Here is a 17018-nt window from a genome sequence, read left to right as displayed (position 1 = left end):
GTAGCGACTTCACGATGTCGGCAACGAAAAGGGAACCGCTATCTCTCGATCGCGGTCGTCACGAGGTCCGAGGCCTCGCTAGATCGATCTAAGCAGGCCTGATCGATCTAAGCAGGTTTGTGGGTCTGGCCGATGAAGTCGCTCTCGTTCATCGGGGCCCGTCCCGGCTTGTCCTTCAGGGACTTGCGGAGGAAGTGCAGGGGATAGCGGGCGAACATCGTGGCGAAGGTGGAGAGCGGCAACGTCTCGCCGGCCCGGTACAGCTCGTCCCACAGGAGCTTGGCCTGCTGCCCCTGCTTGCGCAGGCGCATGATGAGATACATCCGGGCCATCGAGCGGCGATAGCGCGCGGGGAACACTCTCCGCTCGTCCGTCCCGTAGACGGCGGAGCCGAACTCTTTCCAGAGGTTGAAGGGCACGAGATAGTTGCGCACGCTGACCTTCAGCTCCTTCCCCGTGACGCTGTCGGCATGGACCCGCGTGTAGACGAGGGGCTCGGGAACATAGCCGACCCGGCCGCGAACGGCGCTGCGCATCACCACGTAGGGATCGGGCGCCCAAACCTCGCCGCAGAAGGATTCGCCGCGAAACTCCGGGTGCATACGCACGAAGAAATGGTGGAACGGGAACCAGCCGAACGTGCCTTCGAGAATGCGCCGCGCGACGTGCTTGCCGTCATGAACCGATTTCGAGCGCGGCAGCCAGGACCGGCGGACCTTATCGTCGAACACGTCGTCACACAGGACGACCTCGATCGATTCGTCGGTTTCGGCAAGCGCGACCATTTTCGCGATCGCGTCCGGCCGCGCCAGATCGTCGGCGCAGGCGAGCTTCACGTAGCGCGCGTCGTCCGGGACCTTGGAAAAGGCCTTGTTCCAGTTCTGCTGGAGCGGCAGCACCGTCTCGTTCTCGAAGACCCGGACCTCGACGCGCGCGTCGCGAAACTTTTCGATGATCTCGGCCGAGCCGTCCGTGCTGGCATTGTTGAGGACGATGTGGACGATGTTCGGATAGGTCTGACTCTGGACGCTGAGCATCGCCTTTTCGAGAAAGGCGGCACCGTTGTAGACCGGTGTCACGATCGCGACGAGCGGGTGGCCTTCGACCGACTTCGACATCAGAGCCCCTCAGTTCTTTCAGGACGACGCGCGTCAAGTAAAGTTGATTTACTATAATTGCCGGGTCGCGGTTCCGTCAATGAAGAGACGGCCACAACGCCTCGCTTGGCTGTTTCCGGACAGACGCGGCGACGCTTCAAGACGCAGGCTGCTTGATCGACCCGCGCAGGCGCGCCTGCAGCCCCTTCAGGGCGGTCATCACGACGGTTTCCAGCCCCTTCGGGCGGCCGACCGCATACCAGCTGGCGAAGATCAGCAGCCAGAAGGTCGACAGAGCCACGAACCCGACCGCCATCGTGCCGACGACCATGGCAAGGCTGAGCGGCTGACCCTCCAGGAGCGGCCGAATCGCCAGCACCAACCCGGCCATGGCGAGCGTGCAGAGGGCCGGGCGCAGGACCGACCGGATCTGCATGCCGATGCTCATGCCGATGAGATGCCGGACGATCAGGACATTGGCGAGATAGGCGACCGCCCCGCCGACGGCCCGGCCGATCAGCGCGCCCTCGATGCCGTAATAGATGATGCCGAAGAGCGTCACCGGGGTCTTCACCACCATCTCGATCGCGGTGCGCGCAGCGCCATAGCGCGTGCGGTCGAGGGCGACGACGAGCGGGCCGAGGATCATCAGGGGCAGTCCGAGCAGCCCGATCGCGGCGAGCGCCGAAAGGATCGGCGTCGCGGACAGCCATTTCTCGCCGACCACGATGCGAAGCGCCGGTTCCGCCAGAAGCGCCAGACAGGTGAGGATCGGGGCGGCGACCATGACGACGGCGCTCGTCGCGCTGAAATAGGCGCTGCAGCGCTCCTCGTCGCTCGTCAGCTTGGCGAAGGCGGCGCTCAGCGGCCGGATCAGCGGCGCCACGAAGGTCTGCTGGATGATGCCGGCCAGCGTGTCGGCGACGCTGAAGGCGCCGAAGAGGGCGACGCTGATGTAGCGCGGCAGCATGAGGCGATCGAACTGCCAGTTGAACGAGCTGATGACCTGGGAGAGCGTGCTCCAGCCGATCATGTCCTGGAAGAGCTTCCACTCGGACAGGGTCAGGCGGATCGTCATCGGCGCGAGGATGTAGGAAATCGCCATCGCCGTCAGCGGGCCTGCGATCGTCCCGGCCGCGAGCGCCCAGTAGCTCCCCGTCGCCAGGGCCAGTGACGTGGAGATCACGAGGGTCGCGACCTTCGCGATGATGTCGATGGCGAACTCGCGCCGGAAGTCGAACTCCTGCATGAAGATGACTAGCCGGGGGCTGACGAGGCCCCTCAGGGCCGGCGCAAGCGATAGGGCGGCCGTCAGCGGGAAGAGAGCCGGGTTCTCGTAGTAGATCGAGAGCGGCCAGGCGACGACGACCATGATCAGGCTGATCGCCGCGCCGCGCAGGAGGCTGAGCGTGAAGGCGGTGTCGAACATCGACTTCGTCAGCACGGGCTGGCGAATCAGCGCCTGGTTCAGCGGCAGTTCGAGAATCGCCTCGACGAGCGACAGAATCGTGGTCGCGATCGCCACCATGCCGAAATCGGCGGGCGTCAGGATGCGCGCGAGGACGAGGAGGCTGGCGAGATCGATGATGCGCGCGATGAAGCGGCCCCCGACGACCCAGATGCTGGCGAGGGCGGCCCTATGCGTCAGGCCGGTCGAAGGCGCCGTCATGAACCGTTCGCCCGCGCCGTTTCGGCCGTCTTCCGCATAGGCGTGGAGAGCATCCCCCGGTTGTGCCTCTTGGGCAGCCTCGCCGGCAAGGACCGGGCCTCGTTCTGCATGGATCTCATGGCCTTTGCGACGGTCTTATCGGGAGCGGCAGCGAAGCGAAGCGGCCGTCGTGGCCGGCCGATCGGTAAGGCGGGGCGCCCTCCCGAACGTCCGCGGTCGCCGGGCGGCGGCCGAATCGATCAGTCCCGATATCGGATGGCAGACGATCCGCATTGCCTCAAAGCCTCCGCACCCTGTCGAAAGCATGCGTTCGACCGCCTGTTTCGTCACGATATCAGGTTCGTTCCGCTCTAGGATAGGGACCGGAGAGAAACTCGACCCGTCGCCGCGAGCAACCCGACGAGCCGATCCGCAGCGGACGCCGATCCGCGGGCCTCATCCCACGACCGGCGCATCATCGAGAATCGCGCGATCGGAAGAAAGCATCGGGCGCCCGCCAAATCCGGTCGCGTCTCCTCTTTTGCATGTCCAAGCGCCCGACGCTTCCGCTAACGAGGATCGAGCGGACCCCTCAAGACCTCGCCTCGACCGCTCGGCTCTTGATGACGGCCTTTACCCTTATGCCTTATCCATCGGCGGGTGGGCGGCCCGCGGGACCGGGACCGACCGACAGGGCAACGCGGATCGGGCGGTCGCCGAACATCGTGAATGTGGATGGCAGATGAACATCGTCTTCAACGGCAAATTCCTGACGGCCGCGCCGACCGGCGTGCATCGCGTTGCCGAAGAATTGATCCTGGCGCTCGACGCGCTGCTCGCGGAAGACCCGGCTCTGGCGGCGAGGGTTCGGGCCGAGATCGTGATGCCTGATACCAAGGTCCGGCAGCTTGCGCTGTCCCGGATCGGCAGCCGCAAGGGCGGCAGGCTCAGCGGCCGGTTGAAGAACATTCCCTGGGAGCAGCTGGAACTGCCGGTCATGGCGCGGGGCCGGACCCTGATCAGCCTCTGCAACATCAGCCCGCTCGCGGCCGCCGACTCCGTCGTGATGATTCACGACGCGCAGGTCTATTCCACGCCGCAGTCTTACTCGAAGGGGTTCCGGCTCTGGTACAAGTCGAACCTCCCGATCTCCGGCCGGCGGAGCCGGCTCGTTCTCACCGTCTCGGACTACTCGAAGTCTCAGCTGGTCCATTACGGCGTGGCCGCCGCCGACAGGATCGCCGTCGTCCCCAATGGCTGCGACCATATCCTCCGCGTCTCCCCCGATATCGGCTATCCGGCTTCGGTGGGCTTGAAGGGCGCGAATTTCGTGCTCGCCCTCGCCAACACGCAGGCCCACAAGAACGTCAAGGTTCTGATGGAAGCCTTCGCCGATCCGGCGCTGTCGGACGTGCAGCTCGTGCTCTTCGGCGCCGCCTCGAAGGAGGACTTCCAGAAGGAAGGCATCGAGGCCGGCTCGAACGTGCGCTTTCTCGGACGCATCGGCGACGGCGAACTGGCCGCCCTGATGGGCGAGGCCAAGGCCTTCGCCTGTCCGTCGCTGACGGAAGGCTTCGGGCTCCCGCCGCTGGAGGCGATGCTGCTCGGCTGCCCCGCCATCATCGCGCCCTGCGGCGCCCTTCCGGAGGTTTGCGCCGACGCGGCCCTTCGCGCCGACCCGCACGCGCCGAGCGAATGGGTCCAGGCGATCCGCAGGCTCGTCGACGACGAGCCCTTCGCGCGTGATCTGAAAGCTCGCGGCCTCGCCCGCGCCCGGCTCTTCACCTGGAAGCAGGCGGCGCTGACGATGATCGATGCAGTGGAGAAAGCCCGCCGGGCCTGAAGGCGGCGGGACTGGACTCAGGCGCCGGCGCCGTGTCCGGCCGATGAGCCGGCGACGTGGCGCGCCCAACGTGTCTCGATGAAATCGCCCATCGTGCGCCGGAAGACGTCCGTCGAGAAGCTCTGCGCATGCCGGCGGATCGTGGCGGGGTCCATCCTATGCTCGATGGACTCGAAGTCGGACAGGGCGCCCAGCAGCGACTCCGTCGTCTGCTCCTGAAACCAAAGCCCCACGTCCGGCGAGGTGACGGTCTCGCAGACGCCGCCTTCCGCATAGGCGATGACCGGGCGGCCCGAGGCCATCGCCTCGACGGGGAGGATGCCGAAATCCTCGACACCGGGAAAGAGGAGCGCCTTGCAGCGCGACAGGTGATCTTTCAAGACATCGAACGGCTGGCGCCCGAGGAATGTCACGGTCGGACCTGCCATCGCCTTCAGCCGCTCGGTCTGCTCGCCTTCGCCGATCACGACGAGCGGCCGCCGGCTTTCGCTGCAGGCCTTCACCGCGATGTCGGCGCGCTTATAGGCGGTCAGCTGCCCGGCATAGAGATAGAACTCGCCGGGACCGCTGCCTTGCACGAAATCGTCCACCGCGACGGGCGGGTGGATGACGGAAGAGTCGCGATTGTAGAAGCGGCGGATGCGGCGCCCGACATGGGCGGAGTTGGCGACGAAGGCATCGACACGGGCCGATGTCGTGACGTCCCAGGCGCGCAGAGGCGGGCCCGCCAGCGTCATCATCATCCGTCCGGCGAAGCCGAGCTCCTGCCGGTAGAGATGGAACTGGTCCCAGATGTAGCGCATGGGCGAGTGGCAGTAGCAGATATGCAGCGCGTCCGGCCGCGTGATGATGCCCTTGGCCGGACCCGATTCGCTGGAAATCACGAGATCGTAGTCCTGCAGGTCGAGGTGCTCGAGCGCGAAGGGCATGAGCGGCAGGAACTTGGTGTAGTGCTTCCGGGCGCCCGGAATGCGCTGCAGGAAGGATGTTCGGATCTCGTGCCGCTTCAGCGTGTCGCTCAGCTTGTCTCGGTCGCAGACGAGCGTGAAGATGTCGGCCTCCGGGTACATCCGGCAGAGTTCCTCCACCACCTTCTCGCCGCCGCGCATTGCGACGAGCCAGTAGTGGACGATCGCCACGCGCCGGCCGCCGCGCCGGCGGGGCGCGGTGGAGGAGGGGGCCATGGAATGCGACGGCGCAGGCTGCCGCGCGCTCGATGCGCCGGCTAGGTCCTGCGCGGGCGCGCCGTCGGCGGTGAGGTCAAGGGTCACGATCGGTCTCCTCGTCCGCTGCGCGCTGGCGGCCTGCGGCTTTGAGATGGGCTGAACGCTGGGCGACGCGACCACAGGAGGTGTGTTCCCGACCCGATGTGCGGCATCGACAGCGCTATGAAGGGGCTGCGCCACCGAGGCGAGCGGAGGATGGTCCAAGGGCCAGGGAATGTGCCGCGCCGTTTGGCCAAGAGATGCGGTTGGCCTTGGAGACGGATCGGTCGCTGTCGGCCGGCCGCCGCCGCGATCGGGGATCGCGGCGGCGGGCTTTAAATCAGAAGTCGGTCGAAGCGGATTGGGGCGTCTGAGCCCCGCTCGCCTGCCCGACGCGCTGGCCGGCCGGCGCCGCGGCGGTGTTGCCGGCAGCGGGACCGCCGAGCCCGAACTTGATGCGAACGAGGTCGTGGGGCTGCAGCTCGGTCGTTTCCGTCGCCGCGAGCGTCGCGTAGGTCCCGTCCGTGTTGCGGCGGACGATCTCGTATTCCGGCTCCATGTCGCTGATCTTGCGATCTTCGAGCTTCAGGCGTTCGGTCTCGATGCCCGCCTGGTTGCCCAGAAGCTGCGACACCTGCATGTCCAGTTCCGACTTGCGCAGCGCCAGTTCCACCTGGTTCAGCTCCAGCTGGTTTTCGGCATTGCGCGTGTTCGTAATCCGCGCGGTGTCGCGCGCATTCTCGGCGAGAGCCTGACGCGCCTTGGTCAAGGCGATCTCGAAATCGAGCAGCCCGCCGCGCGCGGCCGCAACGGAGCGCTCCAGCTCGAACTGCCGCGAATTGACCGTCAGACCCTTCGAGGCGAGGCTCTCGCCGGCCTTCAGAACCTTCTCGGCCAGCTCGATCTCGCGCTGCTGCGCGACGATCTTGGCCTGGAGCGTGACGATTTCCTGCTCGTAGAGCGTGTTGAGGTCCTTGGCGGCCTCCTGCTGGCTGTCCAGCTCGACCTGACGCAGGCGCATCAGGTTGAGTTCGTCGTCGGCCTGGGCCTTGGCGTTCTCGACGCCTTCCAGCTGCGGCGGCATCTTGAAGCTGGTCTCGCCGGCGATCTCGGCCCGCAGCCGTGCGGCGCGCAGGAGGAGACCGCGCTGATCGATGCTGGCGGTGCGCAGGGCACCTGCCGCCTGGATGCGATCGCGCTCGTAATTGAGGAACATGTTGTCGCCGCGCGTCTCGATGCCGCCGGCCACGCTGACCGCCTTCAGCACCGTCATGCCGACCTCGAAGGGAAACTTTCCGGGCGTCTTGATCGCGCCGGTGAGGAAGACCGGTGCATGCTCGGTGATCTCGAGCGAGATGAAGGAGCGCATCGAGGACCCGCCGCCCTTGCTGAGCGCCGCGGCGATCTCGGCGGACAATTCGGTCGTGGTCCGCCCTTCCGCCTTGATCTCCCCGACGAGCGGGATCGACGCATTGCCGGAATCGTCGATCTTGTAGAGCCCGTTCAGGGCCTCCAGCGGCTCGTACCGGGCCTCCGTCGAGCGCCATTCGACGACGCGAAGCGTCACCTTGTCCTCCGGCACGAGCCGGTAGGCATCGGCCGCCGACGCGCTGGCGAACGCGACGAAGGGGAGGGCTACGAGCGGCAGGCCGAGAACCGCGCGAAACGCCGCGCCCGTTCGAACGCGCGCCGTCGGAGACATGCGTGCCGGTATCTCGCCCGAGGCCGATTCGACCGAGCCTGATCTTTCAAGGATAGAACGCAACGCGGCTTCGATTCCCTGTAACATGGCGACACGCAACTCCATTCGATACCGAAAGAATGGGCTTTGCGGAAGAAATACGTCCGCCATGCCCGAACCCGACAACTGCGGGCCTCTTCGAATTCCGCCGTTTCATGTTCATGATGCAGGGACTTTAGGCCCATTTCATGAACTGGTCTCGGTCCACCTTCGATCAGACTTAATCTTCAGGGTTCCGGTCCCGAAAGTCCATCCTTTTCAAGGCTTCGCCCCAGGTTGCCTTGGTGCGCCACAGGTCGTGGAAACACATCGGCAGCCGTCCGTCCGAGGAGCGCGCGTCGGTGGTCGTCCGGGAATGAGCCATGGGTCTGCATTGGCGCACACGCGCCCCGATCGATGCGAACCGGCATCGCGACCGCCCGGAAACACCGGGACGCAAGCTTTTGCGGAGCGTTGCCGGAGACACGGAGCCGATCGCGCTGGTGCCGCATTTCGGAACGGGTTGGCCTTTCTCGATCCGAATTTGCGCCGAAACGGGACGAGGATGCGAAACGCTGAATTTGCGTAGGCGGCCCCGGAACGAAGACCGCCGACCTTCAGAAATGCCGCTCTTGCATCAGGTGCGACACGATCGTCGGAGCCGGGCAAAGGGTCGACGTGCCGAGGCTGCTTTTGCGCCGGGAGCGGTTCGGCTAAAGCGTTGCCGTCCGGTCGCCCGCGACATGCGCGCCGCTCGGGTCTCGAGTCTTCCCGCACAGTCCGGCGTTTCCTTCGCTCCAGCAGTCGGAGAATCTGATGGCAGATTTCGATGTGGTCGTGTTGGGCGCCGGAGTCGTCGGCCTCGCCTCGGCGGCCGCGCTGGCCAGCGCCGGCTTGAAGACGATGATCGTCGACGGAGAGCGCTCGTTCGGAACCTGGACCAGCTCCCGCAACAGCGAGGTTGTCCACGCGGGCATCTATTACAACGGGACGCCGCTGAAGGCCGAGCTCTGCGTTCGCGGCCGCCACCTGATGTATCGCTATTGCGAGACCTTCGGCGTGCCGCATCGCCGGATCGGCAAGCTGATCTTCGCGGCGACGCCGGATCAGGCCGCAACCCTCGACACGATCGAGGAAAACGCGCTGGCGGCCGGCGTCGAGGATCTGCGTCGGCTGACTTCGGCCGAGGCGAGGGCGCTCGAACCCGAACTCGACTGCGCGCAGGCGCTCCTCTCGCCCTCGACGGGCATCGTCGATTCCCATGCCTTCATGCTCTCTCTGCTGGGATTTGCGGAGAGCCGAGGGGCCGAATTCTGCGGATCGACCCGCGTCACGGCCCTGTCGCGCCAGCCGGAGGGATGGGGCGTCCATCTGGAAGGGGAAGAGGAGCCGACGGTCGTCGCGCGTCGCGTCGTCAACGCCGCAGGCCTGACGGCGCATGCCGTCGCCGCTGCCACCGAGGGCCTCGACCCCCGTCACGTCCCGAAGGTGCGCTACGCCCGCGGCCACTACTTCGCCTATAGTGGAGCGATGCCCTTCTCGCGGCTGATCTATCCGGTTCCGGTTCCAGGCGGGCTCGGCACGCATTTGACCTTCGACATGGCCGGCGCCGCACGCTTCGGACCGGACGTCGAGTGGATCGACGAGATCGCCTACGGCGTGGATGCCGGCCGAAAGGTCTCCTTCGTCGAAGCCGCCCGCAAGATCTGGTCCGCCATCGACCCCGAAAAGATGGCCCCTGCCTATTCCGGCATTCGCGCAAAGCTGTCGGGCCCCGGCGAGGCCGCGGCCGACTTCCGCATCGACGGACCCGAGGCCCACGGTCTCGACGGGCTGGTCAATCTCTTCGGCATCGAATCCCCCGGCCTCACCTCGTCCCTCGCCATTGCGGCAAGCGTCTCGCGGAAGCTGGGCATCGAAGAGCGAGACGCGCCGTTCTGGATGTAGAGAAGAGGGTCGCTACCGCGCGTCTCGATCCACGCGCGCTTGAAGACGCCGGGATGAAGACCGGCCTTCACGTCTCGGCGCAGGCGTCCCGTCAATCGTCGGCCAATACCCGATGAGGCGGATCGACGAGATCGGCACCTATCTCTCAGTTACGGTCTTCTTACGTACGCCCAACGGCATCCTCGACGGATCGAGAACGGAACACCTGCCGTCAGGGCTTCCTCCAGGCTTCATGACGTGTAGCCCGAAGAACGGCGACGCCTCTTCGGTAGAACTCTGTCCGATCGAATGGCGATACGCCCCCCCCCCGGCGGCAGGAGCCCGGCCCCAATCCCGCCTTCGCCGAATCAGAGGGGATTCCAGCGATGCTCCGTCAAGCTTCGATTGCCGCTTGGTCAGTCTCGCGTAGGCCTATGCCGTGACTATCGACCGTCCGACGATCGCAGGCGATGAAACGACCGAGATTTAAGAAGTCGAAACGCCTCTGTGAGAAAACCGTCTGACGTGGGGGGACAACATGGACCGTTTCACTTCCGAAGACATGCCAGCGACCACGCGCGCCCCGATCTCCGAGGCCCTCGGGTTCGCCAACGCAGCCGTCTTCGCCACCATCTTCTGGACGGTCGTCGCCTTCGGCGCCTGGTGCGCCTTCGGCTGAGGCCGCGACGGTAACGTCACCGTCCTGCAGAAGCGCGTTTAGGCCGTGACGAAGGCGATCTTCCCTGCGAACCCGTCATTTTGCGGGTTGCGAACGACGCGTTGTCGCGCTCCGACCAGGATTCTCGCGAGATCGCAGCTTACGCAGACCGTCTAACGGCCGGCCCGACCATCGCCCCCGACCCGCTGTGCTCACCGATCGCGGTGCAACACGCTCGTCGCGGTCCGAGCGATCGTTCGAAGCCCGTTTTTCCAAACAATGCCAAATGACCTGCGTCCGCAGGCGCTGAGCGCAACGAAGGTCGCTCGCTTCGGCCGAGAGCGCGCCCAAGGTCGAACGTCAGCGCGAACTAACGCACCAGATAGCGTCACAACGCGAGTTTCGAAGATTTTGACGGTAGGAATGGTGGGCGATGAGAGACTCGAACTCCCGACATCCTCGGTGTAAACGAGGCGCTCTACCAACTGAGCTAATCGCCCCCGCCGTCCGAATAGGGCTTCACGCCCATTTTCGCAAGCTGGGGCGCCCGGCCTGTGGATGAATGCGATGCGAAACGACGATTTTCCGAGGAAGGTTCGCAGGGTCGCTTGACACTCCGAACGGCCTTCCGTAAACGACCACTCACGCCGCCGGGACAGCCCAGCGGCGCCAAGCGCGGGTGTAGCTCAGTCGGTTAGAGTGCCGGCCTGTCACGCCGGAGGTCGCGGGTTCGAGCCCCGTCACTCGCGCCAGTTCAAGCCGATCGAGAGATCGCTTGAACTGAAATTCTCCAGTGACAATCTCCTCTTAGATCATTTTCGATTTCGACATTGGCTTCAACGAGAGGTCAAGGCGATATTCGGCCATATGGCACTTGCCTGATGCCGGGCCGCAGTTGGCGATAATCCGACGAGCAGTTTGCGACCGATCGCCGTCGAGGTAAATCTGACGTTCCGATCGCCAGAGCTTCCGCGCTTTGCGGCGGGGGGCTGCCGTCCATGTCGACCCGACTTGCCTCCCACGAATGCGACGCCGACCTTCGCTCGGAGGCGACGGTCCCGATGCCTGTTATGTGGTCTGCGTCGCGTATCTCGGTTCGGGCGCCCGATGCAGCCGGGCATGCCTCCGTGCCCCATTCGCGGCGACGCGACCCTCCGCCTTGACGTGCGCCGACCTTCAAACCTGCGACCCGGTTCCGTCAGGGCGTCACCGTCTCGCCCAGCTTCGGCAGGGCCTCGTCGAGGACGATACCCTATCGACGCCGGCGGGCGAGGCGAAGCTGGTGCCGGGCCGGATCGACGGCCGGGCAGGGCGAGTTTGGGGCCGATGTGGGCGGGTGCGCGCGACCGTCATCTTGCGCCCGGAATGGTAAGGGTCTAGTCCTCGCCGCAATGCGATGCGCGCCAGTGGCCGTGCGTCGCATTGAACGCGTCCGCCGATGGTTTACCTTCATCGGACAAGCTGAAAATATGGATGCCGGATGAGCGCACGGAACGACGTGCCATCCCGTATCGTCACGAGGGATGGCCGCGGTGCCCGAGCTTCTCGCTTCCTATCTCCCGATCGTCATCTTCGTCGGGGTGGCGCTTCTCATCGGCCTTGCGCTGCTGGTCTCGCCCTTCCTTCTGGCCTTTAAGGCTCCTGACGACGAGAAACTCTCGGCCTACGAGTGCGGCTTCGACGCCTTCGACGATTCGCGCATGAAGTTCGACGTGCGATTCTATCTCGTCTCGATCCTCTTCATCATCTTCGATCTGGAAGTCGCCTTCCTCTTTCCCTGGGCCGCCACGTTCGGCGCGGTGGGCTGGTTCGGTTTCTGGTCGATGATGGTGTTTCTCGGCGTCCTCACGGTCGGCTTCATCTATGAATGGAAGAAAGGCGCCCTCGAATGGGACTGAATGACGGCACCCGCGATCTCCTCCTGCGTGCGCCGCTCGCCGAAGGATCGGCCGCAGCAGCTCCCGGCAGCGCTCTCGTGCGCCCGGCGCAGGACCCGTTCCTGACGGACATCAACGAAGAGCTGGCCGACAAGGGCTTTCTCGTCACCTCGACCGAGGATCTCATCCAGTGGGCCCGAACGGGCTCGCTGATGTGGATGACCTTCGGTCTCGCCTGCTGCGCGGTCGAGATGATGCAGATGTCGATGCCACGCTACGATGCCGAGCGCTTCGGCTTCGCGCCACGCGCCAGCCCGCGCCAGTCCGACGTCATGATCGTGGCCGGAACGCTGACGAACAAGATGGCCCCGGCCCTGCGCAAGGTCTACGACCAGATGCCGGAGCCGCGCTACGTCATCTCGATGGGCTCCTGCGCCAATGGCGGCGGATACTATCATTACTCCTATTCGGTGGTGCGCGGCTGCGATCGCGTCGTGCCGGTCGACATCTACGTGCCCGGCTGTCCCCCGACGGCGGAGGCGCTTCTCTACGGCGTGCTTCTTCTGCAGAAGAAGATCCGCCGCACCGGCACGATCGAGCGCTGAGGCGAGCCCGCGATGAACGAACTGTCCGAACAGGTACAGGGCCTCCTCGGCGAGGCCGTCGCATCCTCCTCGCTGAAGTTCGGCGAGCTGACGATCGTCGTGCCGGCCGCCGAGATCCTCCGGGTCCTCACCGTGCTGCGCGACGAGCCTTCGCTGGCCTTCGTCAATCTCACCGACATATGCGGGGTCGACTATCCCGGTCGCGTCCAGCGCTTCGAGGTCGTCTACCATCTCCTGTCGCCGACCCGGAACGCCCGCATCCGCGTGAAGGTCGCGACGGGCGAGGATGACCCGGTGCCGTCGGCGACCCCCGTCTTCGCCGGAGCCGACTGGTTCGAGCGCGAGGCCTACGATCTCTACGGCATTCTCTTCACCGGGCATCCCGACCTTCGGCGCATTCTCACCGACTACGGTTTCGAGGGCCATCCGCTCCGCAAGGATTTCCCCCTGACCGGCTTCGTCGAGGTTCATTACGACGAAGCGCTGAAGCAGGTCGTCTACGAGCCGGTCGAGCTGCGGCAAGAGTTCCGGAACTTCGACTTCCTGTCTCCGTGGGAGGGCACGGACTACGTGCTGCCCGGCGACGAGAAGTCGAAAGCGAACTGACCATGGCTGGGGGCGGACCGGGATTGAATCGGTCGGGCGGGTGCCTGTGCGGCGCCGTCCGTCTGGATGCCGTTCTCGGATCGGCCGAGGCCGGCGTCTGCCATTGCAGCATGTGCCGCAAATGGTCGGGCGGGGTGTTCATGACCGTCGAGTGCGACAGCGTCGCGTTTGCCGACGAGGCGTCGCTCGGCATCTACCGGTCCTCGGACTATGGCGAACGTCTCTTCTGTCGCGTCTGCGGCTCCAGTCTCGTCTGGCGCATGCAGGACGGCTCGGCGCATGCCCTGGCCCTTCAGGCTCTGGACGATCAGAGCGGCATCGCCTTGACCAGCGAAATCTTCATCGACGAGAAGCCGAGTTTCTACGCGTTCGCCAACGAGACGCGGAAGATGACGGGCGCAGAATTCATCGCCGCCGTAACCGGCGAAGGGGCTTGAGACCATGGCCGAGATCGACGTCCGCAACTTCAACATCAACTTCGGCCCGCAGCATCCGGCGGCGCACGGCGTTCTGCGCCTCGTGCTGGAGCTCGACGGCGAGATCGTCGAGCGGGTGGACCCCCATATCGGCCTTCTTCATCGCGGCACGGAAAAGCTGATCGAGGCGAAGACCTACCTCCAGGCACTGCCCTATTTCGACCGCCTCGACTACGTGGCGCCGATGAACCAGGAGCATGCGTTCTGCCTGGCCATCGAGAAGCTGACCGAGGTTTCGGTGCCCAAGCGCGCGCAGCTGATCCGCGTGCTCTATTCCGAGATCGGCCGCATCCTCTCCCATCTTCTCAATGTCACGACCCAGGCCATGGACGTCGGCGCCCTCACGCCGCCGCTCTGGGGCTTCGAGGAGCGCGAGAAGCTGATGGTCTTCTACGAGCGGGCCTCCGGCGCGCGCCTTCACGCGGCCTATTTCCGCCCGGGCGGCGTCCACCAGGATCTGCCACAGAAGCTGATCGACGATATCGGCGCCTGGTGCGATCCGTTCCTCAAGGTCTGCGACGACATCGACGACCTTCTGACGGGCAACCGCATCTTCAAGCAGCGCAATGTCGATATCGGCGTCATCGGGATCGAGGATTGCTGGGCGCTGGGCTTCTCCGGCGTCATGGTGCGCGGTTCGGGCGCGGCCTGGGACCTGCGCAAGTCGCAGCCCTACGAGTGCTACGACGAGATGGATTTCGACATCCCGGTCGGCAAGAACGGCGACTGTTTCGATCGCTACCTGATCCGCATGATCGAGATGCGCGAATCGGTGAAGATCATGAAGCAGTGCGTCGAGCGCCTGTCCGGTGCCGAGCGCGTCGGCCCGGTTTCGGCGACCGAGGGCAAGGTCGTGCCTCCGAAGCGCGGCCAGATGAAGCGCTCGATGGAGGCGCTCATCCACCATTTCAAGCTCTACACCGAGGGCTTCCACGTTCCCGCCGGCGAGGTCTACGCCGCGGTCGAGGCGCCGAAGGGCGAGTTCGGCGTGTATCTGGTGGCGGACGGCACGAACAAGCCGCATCGCTGCAAGATCAAGGCGCCCGGATTCGCCCATCTCCAGGCCATGGACTTCATGTGCCGCAAGCATATGCTGGCGGACGTCTCGGCCATTCTCGGCTCGCTCGATATCGTTTTCGGCGAGGTCGATCGGTAAACGAGGCGCGAACTCAGGGAGCGTCCATGTCGACCACTGGGAAGGTCTCCCTGCAAAGCGATATGACGGCCGAAGTCTTCGTGTCCTGGGCGGAAACGCTGGACGACGGCGAGCGCTACGAACTGGTCGAAGGACAACCGGTCCGGCTTCAGTCGGAAAAGGTGAGCCACGCTCGGCACAAGGCTTCGGCATGGCTGGCCCTGCGTAACGCGGTTCGGGCGGCCGGGTCGGATTGCGAAGCGTTTCCCGATGGAGTGAGCATCAGGGTCAACGAACGGACCGTTCGCGAGCCGGATGCGCTCGTTCATTGCGGTCCTTACGACGGTGCCGAAGTCTTCGTTTCCAACCCGGTCATCGTCTTGGAGGTCGTTTCTCCGTCAAGCGCGCGTGACGATTCGGGTCGCAAGCTGATCGACTATTTTTCGGTCTCTTCGATACAGCACTACCTGATCCTCTATGGCGACGAGCAACGCGTCGTCCATCACAGACGCACTTCGGTCGAGGGTGAGATCGCGACCCGTATCGTCGGCCGCGACGACGTTCTCGATCTTTCGCCGCCCGGCATTTCCGTCTCCGTCGATCGGCTTTTCGACAGCTGACGGCGCTTTGCCGGAAACGGCGTTGGAATGGTTTGAACTCCTTGCAGAGTGCGGCTTTCCACCACTGGCCTTTTGTGGAGCGTATGTTAGAACGCGCCGCAACAATCGAGTTTAGAACAGAACCAAGTCGAGGTCCGATGTCCGTCAGACGGCTCGCGGAAGACAGCGTTCAACCGGCAGGCTTCGCCTTCAATGGCGAGAACTCCGGCTGGGCCGAGCGCACCATCGCGAAATACCCGGAGGGGCGTCAGCAGTCCGCCGTGATTCCTCTGCTCATGCGGGCGCAGGAACAGGACGGCTGGGTGACGAAGGCGGCGATCGAGCATATCGCCGATCGGCTCGCCATGCCGCTCATCCGCGTCCTGGAGGTCGCGACCTTCTACACCCAGTTCCAGCTGAAGCCGGTCGGCACGCGCGCCCATGTCCAGGTCTGCGGCACGACGCCCTGCATGTTGCGCGGCTCGGACGAGCTGAAGCGGGTCTGCCAGTCGAAGATCCATCACGATCAGTTCCATCTGAATGCTTCCGGCACCTTGTCCTGGGAAGAGGTCGAGTGTCTGGGCGCCTGCGTGAACGCGCCGATGGTCATGATCTTCAAGGACACCTACGAGGATCTGACCGCGGAGCGTCTCTCCGAGATCATCGATGCCTTCGATCGTGGTGAAGGCGAGGGCGTGAAGGTCGGTCCGCAGATCGACCGCCACCTCTCCTCGCCCTTCGGCGGCCCGACCTCGCTCACCTCCGGCGATACGGCCAAGGTCGGCGACGGCATCGAGCATTCCGGCTCGTCGTCGAGCGAGGCCCGCGCGGCGGAGGGGCAGGAGCCCTCGCAGGCCGGTCGCCCCTCGACCCATGCGCCGGAGACCGACCCCAGCATCAAGAGCCCGGGCGCGGCCGTCGGCGCAGCCGTCGATCAGCGCATCGAGACCGCGGAAAGCAAGGGTCCGACATCGGCAACCGCTCCTGCGGGATCGGGCGAGACCGGTGGTTCCTTCAAGGGGCCGACGGGCGCCGGCCAGAAGGAGGACGGGCTCGACAACCGGTCCTCCGCTGCGGCCGATGCCGATACGGCGCGTCGTGACGGTCCGCTTGGCGAAAAGGGCCAGCGGGATGAGAGTGCCGTCGTCGCCGATCGCAAGTTCGTCGATGCGCCCGAGGGCTCGGCTCGCGAGATCTCTGGCGATCGGGCGCCGGCTGCGGGCTCCGCGGTGGATGTGCGCGACGAGCCGCCGGTCGAGCAGCTGCGCCGGACCGAGGACACGGCAGCCGGGCCGGTCGCAGCAGATCATTTCGAGAGCGATGCGTCCCCGGCTCCGGCTTCCGCCTCCTTCGTCGAGCCGGAGAGGCCCGCAGGGCTCCTGTCGGCGCCGGAGGGCGGCGCGGACGATCTGAAGCTCATCAAGGGCGTCGGGCCGGTGCTCGAGGTCAAGCTGAACGAGCTCGGCGTCTATCACTTCCGGCAGATTGCCGGCTGGTCGACGGCCGAATTGCAGTGGATCGACGATCATCTGAACTTCCGCGGCCGCGCCCTGCGCGATCGCTGGATCGAGCAGGCGAAGGCCCTGGCCGCGCCGGCTGGACAGGACTGAGGAGAACGGGACG

General features: G+C 65.3%; 14 protein-coding genes and 2 tRNA genes. 11 read left to right on the top strand and 5 right to left on the bottom strand.

What is annotated here, in order from left to right; all coding sequences use genetic code 11:
• Nucleotides 1-107: 107 nt before the first annotated feature.
• Together ASG62_RS14755 and ASG62_RS14750 are read right to left on the bottom strand one after the other, a co-directional pair.
• Nucleotides 108-1118, bottom strand: coding sequence for a glycosyltransferase family 2 protein (locus tag ASG62_RS14755; protein ID WP_056691776.1), 1011 nt, complete (start codon nucleotides 1116-1118; stop codon nucleotides 108-110).
• Between the two features lie 136 nt (nucleotides 1119-1254).
• Entirely contained in the window at nucleotides 1255-2766 is a 1512-nt protein-coding gene (locus tag ASG62_RS14750) for a lipopolysaccharide biosynthesis protein (RefSeq protein ID WP_056691773.1), read from the bottom strand.
• 721 nt (nucleotides 2767-3487) lie between these two features.
• On the opposite strand from ASG62_RS14750, the gene ASG62_RS14745 reads away from it, so the two are divergent.
• Nucleotides 3488-4588, top strand: a complete 1101-nt coding sequence (locus tag ASG62_RS14745) for a glycosyltransferase family 4 protein (RefSeq protein ID WP_056691770.1) — start codon at nucleotides 3488-3490, stop codon at nucleotides 4586-4588.
• 17 nt (nucleotides 4589-4605) lie between these two features.
• On the opposite strand, the gene ASG62_RS14740 is transcribed toward ASG62_RS14745, so the two are convergent.
• Nucleotides 4606-5772 (bottom strand): glycosyltransferase, encoded by a 1167-nt coding sequence (locus ASG62_RS14740; protein WP_056691768.1) that lies wholly within the window; start codon nucleotides 5770-5772, stop codon nucleotides 4606-4608.
• 361 nt (nucleotides 5773-6133) lie between these two features.
• The gene (locus tag ASG62_RS14735) at nucleotides 6134-7495 is read right to left on the bottom strand and encodes a polysaccharide biosynthesis/export family protein (protein WP_056691765.1); all 1362 of its coding nucleotides are present in this window, start codon (nucleotides 7493-7495) and stop codon (nucleotides 6134-6136) included.
• Nucleotides 7496-8329: 834 nt separating this feature from the next.
• Here ASG62_RS14735 and ASG62_RS14730 point away from each other — a divergent pair.
• Together ASG62_RS14730 and ASG62_RS27405 are read left to right on the top strand one after the other, a co-directional pair.
• Nucleotides 8330-9460: an NAD(P)/FAD-dependent oxidoreductase gene (locus ASG62_RS14730; RefSeq protein ID WP_056691761.1), complete on the top strand. Its 1131-nt coding sequence runs from the start codon at nucleotides 8330-8332 to the stop codon at nucleotides 9458-9460.
• 517 nt (nucleotides 9461-9977) lie between these two features.
• Nucleotides 9978-10118 carry a hypothetical protein gene (locus ASG62_RS27405; RefSeq protein ID WP_156385345.1) on the top strand — a complete coding sequence of 47 codons (141 nt, stop codon included), beginning with the start codon at nucleotides 9978-9980 and terminating at the stop codon, nucleotides 10116-10118.
• Between the two features lie 403 nt (nucleotides 10119-10521).
• Here ASG62_RS27405 and ASG62_RS14725 read toward each other — a convergent pair.
• A tRNA-Val gene (locus tag ASG62_RS14725) sits at nucleotides 10522-10597 on the bottom strand.
• A gap of 175 nt (nucleotides 10598-10772) precedes the next feature.
• Between ASG62_RS14725 and ASG62_RS14720 the strand changes: the two genes are divergently transcribed.
• From ASG62_RS14720 to nuoE, 8 genes are all read left to right on the top strand, one after another.
• A tRNA-Asp gene (locus tag ASG62_RS14720) sits at nucleotides 10773-10849 on the top strand.
• A gap of 771 nt (nucleotides 10850-11620) precedes the next feature.
• Complete coding sequence (locus tag ASG62_RS14715; protein ID WP_056691758.1) at nucleotides 11621-11995, top strand: NADH-quinone oxidoreductase subunit A; 375 nt, start codon at nucleotides 11621-11623, stop codon at nucleotides 11993-11995.
• Nucleotides 11986-12579, top strand: a complete 594-nt coding sequence (locus ASG62_RS14710; protein ID WP_056691756.1) for a NuoB/complex I 20 kDa subunit family protein — start codon at nucleotides 11986-11988, stop codon at nucleotides 12577-12579. The genes ASG62_RS14715 and ASG62_RS14710 overlap by 10 nt, the downstream gene beginning before the upstream one ends.
• 12 nt (nucleotides 12580-12591) lie before the next feature.
• Nucleotides 12592-13185, top strand: coding sequence for an NADH-quinone oxidoreductase subunit C (locus tag ASG62_RS14705; RefSeq protein WP_056691753.1), 594 nt, complete (start codon nucleotides 12592-12594; stop codon nucleotides 13183-13185).
• 2 nt (nucleotides 13186-13187) lie between these two features.
• Nucleotides 13188-13622, top strand: coding sequence for a GFA family protein (locus ASG62_RS14700; RefSeq protein WP_056691751.1), 435 nt, complete (start codon nucleotides 13188-13190; stop codon nucleotides 13620-13622).
• A gap of 4 nt (nucleotides 13623-13626) precedes the next feature.
• On the top strand, nucleotides 13627-14817 hold the full coding sequence (locus ASG62_RS14695; protein ID WP_056691750.1) for an NADH-quinone oxidoreductase subunit D: 1191 nt from the start codon (nucleotides 13627-13629) through the stop codon (nucleotides 14815-14817).
• A gap of 26 nt (nucleotides 14818-14843) precedes the next feature.
• Nucleotides 14844-15416: a Uma2 family endonuclease gene (locus ASG62_RS14690; protein ID WP_156382156.1), complete on the top strand. Its 573-nt coding sequence runs from the start codon at nucleotides 14844-14846 to the stop codon at nucleotides 15414-15416.
• A gap of 137 nt (nucleotides 15417-15553) precedes the next feature.
• Nucleotides 15554-17005 carry an NADH-quinone oxidoreductase subunit NuoE gene (gene nuoE / locus ASG62_RS14685; protein WP_056691746.1) on the top strand — a complete coding sequence of 484 codons (1452 nt, stop codon included), beginning with the start codon at nucleotides 15554-15556 and terminating at the stop codon, nucleotides 17003-17005.
• Nucleotides 17006-17018 lie beyond the last annotated feature (13 nt).

The organism is Aureimonas sp. Leaf427 (assembly GCF_001425485.1).
Taxonomy (GTDB): domain Bacteria; phylum Pseudomonadota; class Alphaproteobacteria; order Rhizobiales; family Rhizobiaceae; genus Plantimonas.
The sequence above is the reverse complement of the archived record's forward strand: the minus strand, read 5'-3'. Positions and strand labels throughout refer to the sequence as shown.